14 protein-coding genes are annotated in these 14,248 nt (G+C 29.3%); 12 read left to right on the forward strand and 2 right to left on the reverse strand.

All coding sequences use genetic code 11. The annotated features are described in order from the left end of the window. On the forward strand, window positions 1-247 hold a 247-nt coding region (locus BUB34_RS09940; RefSeq protein WP_143153369.1), incomplete at its 5' end, for a transposase. Between the two features lie 273 nt (window positions 248-520). Here the strand turns inward: BUB34_RS09940 and BUB34_RS09945 are convergent. Together BUB34_RS09945 and BUB34_RS09950 are read right to left on the reverse strand one after the other, a co-directional pair. Continuing rightward, window positions 521-1,048 (reverse strand): chromate transporter, encoded by a 528-nt coding sequence (locus BUB34_RS09945; RefSeq protein ID WP_073126921.1) that lies wholly within the window; start codon window positions 1,046-1,048, stop codon window positions 521-523. Next, window positions 1,036-1,548, reverse strand: a complete 513-nt coding sequence (locus BUB34_RS09950) for a chromate transporter (protein ID WP_073126922.1) — start codon at window positions 1,546-1,548, stop codon at window positions 1,036-1,038. Before BUB34_RS09950 ends, BUB34_RS09945 begins: the two co-directional genes overlap by 13 nt. A 289-nt stretch (window positions 1,549-1,837) precedes the next feature. Between BUB34_RS09950 and lon the strand changes: the two genes are divergently transcribed. The 11 genes from lon to BUB34_RS10005 all read left to right on the forward strand — a co-directional run bounded on the left by lon (window position 1,838) and on the right by BUB34_RS10005 (window position 14,221). After that, window positions 1,838-4,195 (forward strand): endopeptidase La, encoded by a 2,358-nt coding sequence (gene lon, locus BUB34_RS09955; RefSeq protein WP_073126925.1) that lies wholly within the window; start codon window positions 1,838-1,840, stop codon window positions 4,193-4,195. Continuing rightward, entirely contained in the window at window positions 4,185-4,796 is a 612-nt protein-coding gene (gene yihA / locus BUB34_RS09960) for a ribosome biogenesis GTP-binding protein YihA/YsxC (protein WP_073126927.1), read from the forward strand. Before lon ends, yihA begins: the two co-directional genes overlap by 11 nt. A gap of 287 nt (window positions 4,797-5,083) precedes the next feature. After that, window positions 5,084-6,160 (forward strand): PRK06851 family protein, encoded by a 1,077-nt coding sequence (locus BUB34_RS09965; protein ID WP_073126928.1) that lies wholly within the window; start codon window positions 5,084-5,086, stop codon window positions 6,158-6,160. A 391-nt stretch (window positions 6,161-6,551) separates the two neighbouring features. Further along, window positions 6,552-7,241 carry a DUF881 domain-containing protein gene (locus tag BUB34_RS09970; protein WP_073126930.1) on the forward strand — a complete coding sequence of 230 codons (690 nt, stop codon included), beginning with the start codon at window positions 6,552-6,554 and terminating at the stop codon, window positions 7,239-7,241. Further along, a complete protein-coding gene (locus tag BUB34_RS09975; RefSeq protein ID WP_073126932.1) occupies window positions 7,234-8,529 on the forward strand; it encodes a GspE/PulE family protein in 1,296 nt (431 codons plus the stop codon). Before BUB34_RS09970 ends, BUB34_RS09975 begins: the two co-directional genes overlap by 8 nt. Before the next feature lie 6 nt (window positions 8,530-8,535). Then, complete coding sequence (locus BUB34_RS09980; protein WP_084120355.1) at window positions 8,536-9,636, forward strand: type II secretion system F family protein; 1,101 nt, start codon at window positions 8,536-8,538, stop codon at window positions 9,634-9,636. A gap of 18 nt (window positions 9,637-9,654) precedes the next feature. After that, window positions 9,655-10,104 carry a type IV pilin protein gene (locus tag BUB34_RS09985; protein ID WP_073126934.1) on the forward strand — a complete coding sequence of 150 codons (450 nt, stop codon included), beginning with the start codon at window positions 9,655-9,657 and terminating at the stop codon, window positions 10,102-10,104. A gap of 396 nt (window positions 10,105-10,500) precedes the next feature. Further along, window positions 10,501-11,541, forward strand: coding sequence for a YecA family protein (locus BUB34_RS09990; RefSeq protein ID WP_073126936.1), 1,041 nt, complete (start codon window positions 10,501-10,503; stop codon window positions 11,539-11,541). Between the two features lie 301 nt (window positions 11,542-11,842). Then, complete coding sequence (locus BUB34_RS09995) at window positions 11,843-12,220, forward strand: hypothetical protein (protein ID WP_073126937.1); 378 nt, start codon at window positions 11,843-11,845, stop codon at window positions 12,218-12,220. Between the two features lie 3 nt (window positions 12,221-12,223). After that, window positions 12,224-12,541, forward strand: a complete 318-nt coding sequence (locus BUB34_RS10000) for a hypothetical protein (RefSeq protein ID WP_073126939.1) — start codon at window positions 12,224-12,226, stop codon at window positions 12,539-12,541. 81 nt (window positions 12,542-12,622) lie between these two features. Beyond that, entirely contained in the window at window positions 12,623-14,221 is a 1,599-nt protein-coding gene (locus tag BUB34_RS10005) for an NAD(P)/FAD-dependent oxidoreductase (RefSeq protein ID WP_073126941.1), read from the forward strand. Window positions 14,222-14,248 lie beyond the last annotated feature (27 nt).

Genomic DNA, 14,248 nt, shown 5'->3' on the forward strand with positions numbered 1-14,248 from the left:
AAAAATGATTTCAGAAATGCTATCAAAGGATTTAAAAGACTGTCCTTCATGCTTTAGAACAAGCCTTAAATCTTTGAAGGATAAAAAACAGTACGTATTAAATGCACTAATTACAAAATATACAAATGCTAGAGTTGAGGGTAAGAATAATACCATTAAAGTACTCAAAAGAGTATCCTTTGGATTTAGAAGTTTTAAAAATTTAAGATTAAGAGTATTACTAAGAGAAAAAATACAAGTAATTTAAAAACAGCATCTATACATGAAAACTGTATTAGATGCTGCCTTTAAAAATTAAATATTGACTTCATCAACGTTATTTGACAAAGAGCCAATAATTAAAAAAGGAGCTTCAGGCTCCTTTTTTAATTATTTAAATTGATCTAATTGTTTCTACTTTAATATTATAAAATGTTAAATATAATCCTGTTTAGGGTATATTTAATGCATAATAGTTACAAATTAAATAGTTTTAGATTATCATATAAGTATATGAAGGTATCTACTAAGAAATTTACAATTATACAAAAGATAGAAAAATTCCTATTAATCCGTAAACGAATACTATACTTATAGATCCAAGTTTTTTTGTTTGTAAAAGATAAAAGGATGTTATAAATGCAATAATAGCATATAGATCCCAAGAAATTTCTTTTATAGATGTTATTGCAGCTGCTAGAATAAATCCTAGAGTGATTGGACGTAGAACAGAAAGAAGTTTTTCTATTTTACTATTATCTTTGAATTTATCAAATAATTTTGATATAATAGTTAGTCCAACTAGTGCAAAAACTATTACACCAACAGTTGATGCCAAAGAACCAAAAAATCCAGCAGTTTTAAATCCAACAAAAGTCGCTGTATTTATTGCTATAGGGCCCGGAGTAGACTGGGACAAGGCAATTAGATCTAAAAATTCTTGGCTAGATATGAATTTATAATTATGTATAAATTCCTGTTGTATAAATGGAAGCATTGCATAGCCTCCACCAAAGCTAAATGCTCCTATTTTCAGAAATATTAGGAAGAGAAGAATTATTTTTGACATAAGCTATAAACACCTCCTGCAATTATTAGGTAAATAGGGCTTATATTAAATATACCTACGCATACAACCGATGCTATTAACAAAAATATGTTTCTTTTAGACTTTTCTAACTTAGAAAGCATATTTGTGAAAGAATATAATATAAGAGCTATTACAACAGGGTTGACTCCTCTGAAGAAACCATCTAGAATCTTAGATGATGTATTTTTAAAATAAAAGTATGATAGAGTCAGCACAATAAAAAATGATGGCAGTGCGGAACCAAGTGTACATATAAATACCCCGGGAATCTTATAAAGTCGATACCCTAATAAGATAGATATATTAACGGCAAGAACCCCTGGATAACTTTGAGCTATAGATAGATAATCTATAAATTCTTCTTGTGTAAGAAGGTTTTGTTTATTTACTAGTTCATCTTGAATAAGCGGTACCATGGCATAACCACCACCAAAGGTGAATGCACCAATTTTTAAAAACGTTACAAATAACTTAAACATTATGATGCTCCTCCAAAAAAATTATCATAACTAATAATTATCATAACTAATATATGATTGTAGTTATATAAATATTATAACACAGTAAAAAAATTTCATTAAATGTTTTAAAGTATGCGTTTTGTAGGTCGTACATCAAAATTATGCTTTAAATAAGGAATATAATTTCTCATGTGTTATAAAATAAGACTGGAATGTGATGAGAAGTATTCAATAGTGTTGAAAATTAGTATTTCTAAATATATAATATAAAAAGCGATAAAATCTAGCACTTTAAGGAGTGATGTGAATGGAAGAGAAATATACTACAGTAGAGCATGAGTTACCGTTAATACCTCTTAGAGGATTAACAATATTTCCGTATATGATATTGAATTTCGATATAGGTAGACCTATTTCATTAAAAGCTTTAGATGAGGCTATGTTACAAGAAGAATTAGTATTTTTGACATCTCAAAAGGAAGCTGAGGTTGATGAACCAGAAGAAGAGGATTTCTACCATGTTGGAACAATTTGTAAAGTTAAGCAAATGATAAAGTTACCAGGGGATACAGTCAGAGTTTTAGTTGAAGGTGTTGCTAGAGGTAAGGTTAAGAGTATAGATAAAGAAGACGGGTATTTTAGATCAATAGTTGAAGAAGTTGTTTTTGATGATGATGATATGAACTCTGATGTTGAAATAGAAGCCTTTGTTAGAAATGTTTTTGATGCATTTGAAGAGTACATAAATATAGGCAATAGAGTTTCGCCAGAAATACTTATATCATTATCTGATATGGAGAATGTAGATCGTTTCATAGACACAATAGCGGCCAATATTTATTTGAAGTCTAATCAAAAGCAAGAAATACTAGAAGAGTTTGATATAAAGAAAAGACTAGAGCTTATATACACAATATTACTGGACGAAATAGATATATTAAAAATAGAAAAGAAAATAACTCTAAGAGTAAAAAAACAAATGAACAAGGTTCAAAAAGAGTATTACCTTAGAGAACAGCTAAAAGCTATACAAAAAGAATTAGGAGACGAAGAGGATATAAACTCTGAGGCTGATGAATATAGAGAAAAGCTTAGAAAATTAAAAATACCAAAAGCAACTAGAGAAAAGATATCTAAAGAAATAGAAAAATTCTCTAGAATATCTCCAGTTTCTCCAGATGTGTCTGTAAGTAGGGGATATTTAGATACAATTTTCTCACTGCCATGGAATAAAGAAACAAGAGATAAAATTGATATAGTTAATGCAAAGGAAATTTTAGATAAGGAACACTATGGGCTTGAAAAGGTCAAAGAGAGGATATTAGAGTACTTAGCAATAAGAAAGCTGTCTAAGTCTTTAAAAGGGCCTATTATATGCTTAGTTGGGCCTCCTGGAGTAGGTAAGACATCTATAGCAAAGTCTATAGCTTGTGCACTAAGTAGAAAATTCGTAAGAATATCTCTAGGTGGAGTTAGAGATGAATCTGAAATAAGAGGACATAGAAGAACTTATGTAGGATCTATGCCGGGAAGAATAATAAATGGATTAAAAGAAGCAGAAACAAAAAACCCTGTATTTTTATTAGATGAGATAGACAAAATGTCTTCTGACTATAAGGGAGACCCTACTTCTGCAATGTTAGAGGTTTTAGATCCAGAACAAAACAAAGATTTCGTAGATCACTATTTAGAAATACCATTTGATTTGTCTAAAATATTATTTGTAACTACTGCAAATAGTTTAGGAAATATACCTAGACCGTTGTTAGATAGAATGGAGATAATAGACGTTTCTGGATATATAGTAGAAGAAAAATTAAACATAGCTAAGAACCATCTTTTACCTAAGCAAATAAAGGAACATGCTTTAAAAGAAGACTTTATAAAGATGGATGATGAAACTATAAAAGATATAATAGATAAATACACTAGGGAAGCAGGAGTAAGAACTTTAGAAAGAACCCTAGGTAAGATATGCAGAAAAGTTGCGAGAAAATATGTAGAAGATCCATCAATAGAAGAGTTTATAATAACTCAAGATGATTTAGAAGAATATCTTGGCAAGGATGTATATAGACATAGTGCAATTGGTAACAAACCTGAAGTTGGTATAGTTACTGGTTTAGCATGGACTTCAGTTGGAGGGGAAACTCTTAATGTAGAAGTAAATATTTTAAAAGGAAAAGGACAAGTTGTTTTAACAGGAAAACTAGGAGATGTTATGAAGGAATCTGCTAGAACTGCTATATCATATATAAGATCAGTTGCAGATCAATTTGATATAGATCCTGATTTTTATCAAAACAAAGACATACACATACATATTCCAGAGGGTGCTGTTCCTAAAGATGGGCCATCAGCAGGAATTACAATGGCTTTAGCTGTTATATCAGCGCTTACAAATAGACCAGTCCCAAACAATATAGCTATGACAGGAGAGATAACTCTTAGAGGGAAAGTTTTAGCTGTTGGAGGGGTTAGAGAAAAATTATTAGCCGCTCATAGAGCTGGTATAACTAAAGTATTACTTCCTAGAGAATGTGAAGTATATCTTGATGATATACCTGAGAATGTAAAATCAACTATGGAATTTGTACTTGTAGATAGTATGGATGAAGTGTTAGAACATGCCCTGTTAAAGGTGGGTGAAGATAATGAAAATTAGAAGTTCAGAAATAGTAGTAAGTGCAATAAATAAATCTCAATATCCATCGGAAGGTATGCCTGAGATAGCTTTGGTTGGTAGATCTAATGTAGGAAAATCATCAATAGTAAATGCATTGCTAAATAGAAGAAATTTTGCTAGAACTAGTCAGACACCAGGTAAGACTAGAACAATAAATTTCTATCTTATAAACAAGGAGTTTTACTTTGTAGACCTTCCAGGATACGGATATGCAAAAATATCTAAGTCTGAAAAGGATAAGTGGGGAGTTATAATGGAAAGGTATCTAGAGGCTAGAGAAGAATTATGTGCTATCTTCTTACTTGTTGACATTAGGCATGAACCCACTGCAGATGATAAGCTTATGTATGAATGGATAAAGCATTTTGGATATGACTGTACAGTTATAGCTACTAAAGCAGACAAGATATCAAGGGGTCAATACCAAAAACATATAAGTATAATAAGAAAGAAATTACAATTAGAAGCAGATGAAAAAATCATACCTGTGTCTTCATCAAAGAAAACAGGAGTTGAGGATCTATGGGAGCATATTGTAGCACAGTATAATAGCCATGGATATGAGATAACTGTAGATTAATATTAAATTATAATATATATAAATTTGCATATAATAAAAGAAGTGTCCACTTGATTTTAATAGGCACTTCTTTTTATAATGCATAGGAAATTATATCCATTTTCAGACTGTTTATAAATATAATTTTCGTATATGTATTTCAAAAAAATTATCACTTTAAAGGTTTTAGATAGAAGGTTTTTGTTATATTTATATATAGAGTTAAGTGTATCTTACTCATAGGGTAACAATTTCAAGGGTCGATTAATATCTTATTAAAATAGAGATAAAATATTAGGAGGGTTCATATGGAGGGAAAATTAAGAAATTTATTTCCAGGAGGCAACACATCACAAGGATTTTATTCTTTTTTTGATTATATAATACCTGAAAATGTCAATAGAATTTTTTGTTTAAAGGGTGGACCTGGTGTTGGGAAATCGTCATTGATGAAGAAGATAGCTAAGGAATTTCTAGAAAAAGATTATGACTTAGAATTACACCACTGTACATCAGATCCTAGTTCATTAGATGCAATAGTAATAAAGGAATTAGGAGTAGTTTTGTTGGATGCAACTGCCCCACATATAGTGGATCCTAAAACACCGGGCGCTGTAGATGAAATTGTAAACTTAGGGGATTTTTGGGATTCAAAAGGCATAGAAGAAAATAAAGAAAAGATATTGAGTACTAACAAAGATATTTCAAATAGTTTCCAAAGAGCGTTTAAATTTCTAAAATCCGCAGAGCCTATATATCGAGATATAGAAGAAAAATATACAAGTAGTATGGATTTTGGTGGTATAAACCTATTTACAGAAAATTTTATAGAAGAATTATTCAAAGGAACACAAACTGTTGGTAACTATAAAAAGGAAAGACATTTATTTGGATCGGCTATAACTCCAATGGGTCATGTGGACTATACAAGTAGCATTTTAAGAGATGCTGAGAAAATATATCATTTAAAAGGGGAAATAGGAACAGGAAAGACTACATTCCTAAAAAGGGTATCGCAAAGGGCAATACAAAAAGGTATGAAGGTAGAAATATACCACTATCCACTTGTACCTGAGAAAATAGAAACCATATTTATAGAAGATTTAAAAATAGGGATTACAACTAGTAGTAATTTTAATGAAAATAATATAATAGATTTCAATCAATATATAAATGAAGAAAGTATTTTTGCATATAATGAAGAGTTATGTTTTGATAAGAAACTTTTAGATGAGTTAATAAACTATGCAATTTTAAATATAAAGAAGGCAAAAGCAAAGCATGATATTGTAGAAAACTACTATATCCCTAACATGAGATTCGAAGAGGTAGAACAATTAAAAGATGAATTAGTAAATAAAATATCAAAGTATGAGAGCGTGTAGATAAACTACTTAAATGTTTTATAGAGCAGTAGAAAAGAGTGATGGAATGTATTAATCCATCGCTCTTTTTATAATGCATAAGAAATTGTATTTATTTTAATAAATAAAGCAATAAATTAATACTATGCAGCATAAACTATAACTAGGGTTGTACATAAAATAAATCTAAAAAAAGATTAATTTATTATATTGAATATTTTTTACTATATAAATAAAATTATATAAATAAATGGTATCATTGATATAATTATAATTAGGATACTATAATTATAATAATAGTTGTTATAATAATAGTTAGCACTATGAATAGTTAGTAGATAATAAAAGTTATACTTGATTTAAAAATATATTTAACATGGAAAAAATTGAAAATATAAGGAGCAATAATTGTATGAAAAAAAATTATATGTTCATAATACTAGCGAGTACTATTTTAGGCATCCTAGTAGGAACTGTACTTAGAGATTATAATGATAGAGATATTCAACATACATACAAGGATAGTTTAATAAAGAGAGAGATAAGAGCTTCCAAAAAATCCATAAAAAATTTGCTAAAGGAAAAAGAAATTTTGCAGGAAGAATCTAAAGACTTAAAAAATAACCTTAAAAAAGTAGAAATAAAAGAAGAATATAGTAAGCTAGAAAGTCTAAAAGAAAATCTAGCATATACGGATATAAGAGGCGATGGAGTAGTAGTAAATATAGATGCAATAGATGATAGTATAGGAAATATAGCAGATATTATTGATAATAATAAAGTACTTATAAATATAGTAAATGACCTTAGAAGAAACGGAGGAGAACATATTTCTATAAATAATGAGAGGATAAACCAATACTCTCAGATTGTATTGGCAGGTAACCATATAAACATTGGTTCAGTATCCATAGCACCTCCTTATAAAATTGAATGTATAGGACAGACAAGGCAGCTATCTAACTATATAAAAGAAGAAAATGGATATTTAAATGGAATAAAACAAAACTACCCTCTAAATGTGACTACAAAAGCGCAGGAAAATATAGATATGGGAAAAGTAAAAATGCCTAATGAATTAAAGTACTTAGAAAGTGAGTGATATTATTAGCCAAGCTGCGACTATTTCAGGACTAGATGGCAAAGAAGTCGGTAAAGATACTGATAAAAATATTAACAGAAATATTAATAAAAATGTTGATAAAGGTATCAGTATAGGAACAAATGAAAATTACCTTGAAAATGGAAAGGTAGATGATAATTACGCAAAAAGGGTATTAGATGAAGTATTAGACATTGCTCTTAAAGAAGGCGCGAGTGATATACACATAGAGCCGTTTGAAGAGTATCTAATTATCAGGATAAGAGTAGATGGAGAATTGAAAGAGTTATCAAAATTTCAAATTTCATTATACCCTTCATTATCGACGTTAATTAAGTTGAGAGCATTGATGGATATTACTGAGAAAAGGCTACCTCAAGATGGTAGAATTCATATGAAATATGTTGATAATCTAGTAGATATTCGTGTATCAACAATACTGACTATATATGGAGAAAAAATAGTACTTAGAGTATTAAATTTAGGATCGTTTTTGAGGAGCAAAAAGGAAATAGGATTTTCAGAAAAGGCCATAAGTATAGTAGATAGAATTATTAATAGAAAATCGGGAATTTTACTGGTTACTGGGCCTACAGGAAGTGGAAAAACTACAACCGTTTACTCTATATTGAACGGTTTGAGGGAAAAAAGCAAGAACATAATGACTATAGAAAATCCAGTTGAATATAAAATAGATGGGATAAATCAAATTGAAGTTAACAATAGAATAGGTCTAACATTTGATGTAGGTCTTAGGTCTATATTAAGACAAGACCCAGATATTATAATGATAGGAGAAATAAGAGACCTAGAAACAGCCAAAATAGCAGTAAGAGCGGCGATAACAGGTCATTTGGTAATAAGTACTCTACATACAAATGATGCAGTATCATCTATAACTAGGCTTATAGATATGGAAATAAAACCATATTTAATTAATGCGTCGGTGGTAGGAGTAATATCTCAAAGACTAGTTAAAAAGTTATGCCAGGATTGTTCACATGATATTACAATACAAGATAATCAAGGCCAAAATATAAGCACTAGAGTAGCCACTGGTTGCAAAAAGTGCGGAGGACAAGGATACATAGGAAGGACAGCAATATATGAAATTTTAGAGATTGATGATGATGTTAGAAATTGTATAAAAGATAATATGGATTCTAAATGTATAAGGGATACAGCTATAAAAAATGGAATGATAACATTCGAGGATAGCTGTAAAGATATTATAAAAAGAAAAATAACCACAGTAGAAGAATGTACTATGGTTAATAGTTTTATTTAGGATTATATGGAAAATAGTCCAGCTTGTCATGAAAATAAACGCAAAAAAACTGTAAGGATAAGGTTAGAATCCAGAGATAAGATAAGGTACAAAGATATAACATTGTTATGCAAAAAAATGGGCATATTGTTGGAGTCAGGGTGCGAGATAACTAAAATTCTTAGCATATTAGGACAACAATCAAGTAAAAGTGTAGGAAAGGTAATAGCAAAAATATATAATCACATCCAAAATGGAAATTCTATAGCAACATCATTTCAATTCACACAGTCATTTTCACAATTTTTTGTAAGTATGGTAAGAGCAGGAGAAATAAGCGGAAATTTAGATAGGGTCATGGATGATTTATCTAGGTACTATGACAAGGAGTATAAGTTAAGGTCAAAAACAATAAATGCGTTGATATATCCATCTATACTCTTAATATTATGTACGATATCGACCACATTTATGTTGATGTTTGTTATACCTAATTTTCAGATGGTTTTTGAAAGTAATGGGGTTAACCCACCTATTATAACTAAAATAGTAATAAATATATCAATATTAGTTAGAAGGTATTTTCCATATATTATAGGAAGTGCGGGGATACTGATATTGGTGTTAGTTTATTATATAAAAACTAGCAATAAATTAAAGCAATTTATAAGTTTGATAAGCCTAAAACTTCCTATTTTAAAGGATGTAATAAGGTTAATAGTTACAACTAGATTTTCTAGATCACTTCAATTATTATTGCACAGCGGTATACAAATAATAGATGCACTAGATATATCAGCTAGAATAATAGATAATAGTTTTATTTATAAAAAGCTAGAAAAATCAAACGAAAATATAAAACAAGGAAATAGTATAGGCTCTTCTTTAGTTTTAGCCGACGTTTTTCCGAGCTTATTTATAGAAATGATAAATATTGGGGAAGAAAGTGGGAAATTAGATTTAAGCTTGGCTACGATAAATAAGTTCTATGAAAGTGAATTAGATAATACTATGGATAAGATTGTAAAGCTCATAGAGCCTGTGATAATAGTAATCATGGGAGTAATAGTAGGAGTTTGTATCATAGCTATGGTAGTACCTATGTTTAGCGTAGTCTCAGCTATATAATAAGGAGAGAATTTAATTATGAAAAATATAAGAGTACAAAAAGGATTTACATTAATAGAAATGGTTATAGTGGTTGCGTTATTAGGCATACTATCAAGCATTGCTATAGTACAATATGGAGAGGTTCAAAAAAAAGCAAGAGAAAATGCTGATTATACAAATGCATCTAATATAGCAATTGCGACGTATATGGCGATAAACGATGGTAATTTAAAAAGTGAAAATATAAATAGTGCTGATGTGTTAAAAAATTTAAAAGATGGTGGATACTTGGCATCTATACCAAGCCCTCAAAGTGAAGAGGGAAATTTTAGTGTTAGTGTATCAGGAGCTGAAAGTAAAGATGTGAAGGTGTTAGTGGGTGAAAAAGTTTTTTATCCAAAACAAAATTCAAACTCTACTGAAGAAAAAGTAGGTTCAATTAAGACCGATAGAAATATAGGTAAAATACTTAAAACAAGTGCATAAATTGATGAATAAGTAGTTAATTGGTAAAATAAATAAATGATTTTATAAGTGAAAAATAGGGATGACTCTTTTTATATAAAGGGCATCCTTTATTTTTTTTATGAATTATTATTAATGTAATAAATAGATGTCAGTATTTAAAATTTTATCTAGAAATATATATAAAAAATGGAAATGCTATCAATTAATATATTATAATAGGGCAATTAGTATTACGATAATTGATTAGGAATAAAGGACTAGAATATAAACTAATCGAAGTCTTATAATAATACAAAAATGTACATGTGTATAAAAATAGTACTAAATAACATTATAAATATAGAATGATTTATAAAAAAATGCTATAATAATACACTGTACTTTAATTTAAAAAATAAAGGAGTGAAAGCTACATTGTTAGGGAGAAATGAATTATGCCCTTGTGGAAGTGGCAAAAAATATAAAAAGTGTTGTTTAAATAAAGATACAGTAGTAGAGAGAGCATGTAGAAAAATTGTGCTTTCACAAAACCAATATTCTGATTTATGGACAAAATTATACGATTATTCAAGACTAGATAAATTCAAAGAAGAGTACGAAAAGGCTCAAGAAATGTTTTACATAATGGATGATGAAGAAATAAATAAAAAGTTTGAAAGATTTTTCAATACTTATTTCATACAGGACCATATAATGGAGAACAAGAAGGTAATGACTGTTGAATTTTTTGAGGAAAAAAGAGATAGTTTAAACCAACTTGAAGTTGATATATTAAGAAGCTTATTTGAATCATATGTTAGTGTATATCAAGTTAAAGAAGTTTCAACAGGAAATGTTTTATTAGAGGACTGTTTAACAGGAAAAGAAGTTCTAACAGAAGATGTAAAGCTTTTAAAAGACTTTAAGGTTGGAGATTGTATGATATCTAGGGTTGTATCTGTTGAAGATACTAATTTATTAATAGATATAACTATAAGTATATCAAAAGAAGTTAAGGATGTTATAGTAAATGAAATAATGAATTTATTCAAACAATATGAGGATTTATACAAAGATATAAAAACGTTCTTAATCCATCATACTCATATATTATACAAATATATGCAACAATTGCTAGATCCGGCTATATCAGATTATCTTAAAAAACAAAAAGAGACAAAAGAAGAAAAAGCTAAAAAATATAATTTATCAGAGGATAAAGATGAATGCAAAGTATCTTCTGCTCTTAGACAAAACACAGATGAAGAAGATATAGATAAGTGCCTAGAGTTTTGGAATGAATATAAAAATGTTCATGGAGAGTTAAAGGGCTCTGAAAATGGATGGGCTGCTGCAATAGAATACCATATTAAAAAATCTAATGGTAAGTCAGTTACACAGGCGCAAATATCTAAAAAGTATGATATAAGTCCTAGTACATTAGGAAAAAGATACAAAGACTTAAAATTATGTTAATAAGGGAATTATTTATATTAAAGGGTTATATAGGTATATAAAGAATTTAAAAGTTTATAATAAGTACATAGAGCTGTTTCAAAATCTAAAAATTTTGACTTAAAATCTAGCAAAAGTCTTAGGAGATAAGTTATACTAAAAACATATTAGGACTAATGCAGATTTATACAAAGTTTGGTTTTGAAACAGCTTATTTTGGGTTTTAAAATATTTTAATTGCCTAAATTATCAAAAAAGGTTTTAATATAAACAAATAATGTATAAAATAGTAAATATATAATATACAGAAAGAGGGATCTTAATGAGTCTTAGTTTAGGAAATTCAATAGCAGTATCAACAAATTTTATAAAGTCTAACCCAGCAGTACCTGTATACAAGGGGGAGGAAAATGCAAATAACTTATACGCAGTTATTTATCATATAGAAATAGGATATAACCAAGGAGCTTCTTTAAATACCAAGCAGTACATAATAATAGATTACAAGGAATTTAACTTATCTGATGATGAGAAAAATGAATTAATAGATTTAGCTAAAGAGTACTGTAAATCTAAAAATATATCAGAAGGTGAAGATTTACAAATAGCTCTTTTAGACAATGAAGAAGCAGAAAACTTCTTGGAAAAAGTATTTAATAATATGAAGGTCATAAGAGGCCTTATAACAAAAAGGAATTAATTTATGAATTTAGTAGGAATTGAAAATATAACACCATACAAAAATATATTTGAATTTAATGTATATAAGTATGAGGATGAGATAGACTTAGGGAATAAAGACCTATTTGTATGTGAACTAAAAGTGATTCCCATAGATATAGAAGATGTATATGTACAAAGGCTCAATAGATCAGTAGAAGTATTGGCCTTGATCAAAAATCTAAATCAAAATTTAGATAAGATATCTATATTAGAAGAAATAAAAGACTTCATATTAGAAGAGATTTGGATAGAAAATTTAGAAAAAGAAAATATACATATTTCATTTATAGAAAGCTAGGGGGATATCCTAGCTTTTCGTGATTATATAAGTATAATTTTTCAAAATGACATAAATAATAAATTAAGAAAGGAAAAAATGATGTTAAGAGTATCTAATATAAAGCTATCAATTGACGAAGATATATCAAAAGTAAAGGATATAATACTTAGAAAGTTAAAAATTAAGGAAAATGAATTGATAAAATACACTATATACAAAGAGTCTATAGATGCTAGAAAGAGAGGCAAAATAGACTTTGTATACACAGTAGATATAGAAGTACGCAATGAAGACAAGTTATTAAATAAGCACTTAAAAGATGTTGTAAAGGTTAATGAAACAAAATATATAGGAGTCAATATTGGAAGTGAAAAGCTAAATCATAGACCTGTAATAATAGGGAGCGGTCCAGCAGGGTTGTTTGCTGCATTAGTTTTAGCCCAGAAGGGATACAGCCCAATTTTATTGGAAAGAGGATTAGATGTAGACAACAGAACCAATGATATAAAAGATTTTTGGAATAATAGAAAAATTAAAAACAATTCAAATGTACAGTTTGGTGAAGGTGGTGCAGGTACATTTTCTGATGGAAAACTTACAACTAGAATAAAAGATATAAGGTGTAGAAAAGTTTTAGATGAATTTGTAAACTTCGGTGCACCAGACGAAATACTATACTCATATAAACCGCATGTAGGCACGGATATATTAAAGGGAGTCGTTAAAAATATAAGAAATGAAATAGTTAGACTTGGAGGAGAAGTTAGGTTTGACTCCAAGGTTACGGATATAACAATAGATAATAATAAAGTAAAATCAATAACCATAAATGAAGATGAAAGTATAGACTGTGAAGTGATTATTTTGGCTATTGGTCACAGTGCAAGAGATACCTATAGGATGCTTTATAAAAGGGGAGTTAGAATTATTCAAAAGCCCTTTGCAATAGGAGCAAGAATAGAACATCCTCAAGAGTTAATAAATAAAACACAATACAAGAAATTTTATAATCACCCAAGGCTAGGAGCAGCAGACTATAGGCTTATAGAACATACATCTAATGATAGAACAGCATACACTTTTTGTATGTGCCCTGGAGGAAGTGTAATAGCCTCAGCATCAAATGAATTTGAAGTGGTGACAAACGGAATGAGTCAGCATGCCAGAGACGAAGTAAATGCCAACAGTGCATTTTTAGTAAATGTACTTCCTGAAGATTTTGGAAGCGATCATCCATTGTCAGGAATAGAGTTCCAAGAAAAGTATGAAAAAATGGCTTTTAGTTTAGGCGGTGAAAATTATGACGCACCTGTACAATTGGTGGGGGATTTCCTAAGCGATAAAGCTTCTAATACAATAGGGGATGTAGAACCTTCGTACAAACCTGGATATAAACTTACAGATTTAAGAGAGTGTTTACCAGAGTTTGTAACTAGCACCATGAAAGAAGCACTTCTATCTTTAGATAAAAAATTAAATGGTTTTGCTAGATATGATGCCCTGCTAACAGGTGTTGAGACTAGATCCTCAGCTCCAATAAGAATAGTGAGAGACGAAAAAACTTTACAATCTATAAACACTAAAAACCTATATCCTTGTGGAGAGGGAGCAGGCTACGCTGGAGGTATAGTAACGGCTGCAGTGGATGGGATAAAATGTGCTGAAAGAATAATAGAAAAATATTCTAATGATTTCTAACTAATTTTAACGTATATTTAACACTAA

The organism is Asaccharospora irregularis DSM 2635 (assembly GCF_900129815.1).
Taxonomy (GTDB): domain Bacteria; phylum Bacillota; class Clostridia; order Peptostreptococcales; family Peptostreptococcaceae; genus Asaccharospora; species Asaccharospora irregularis.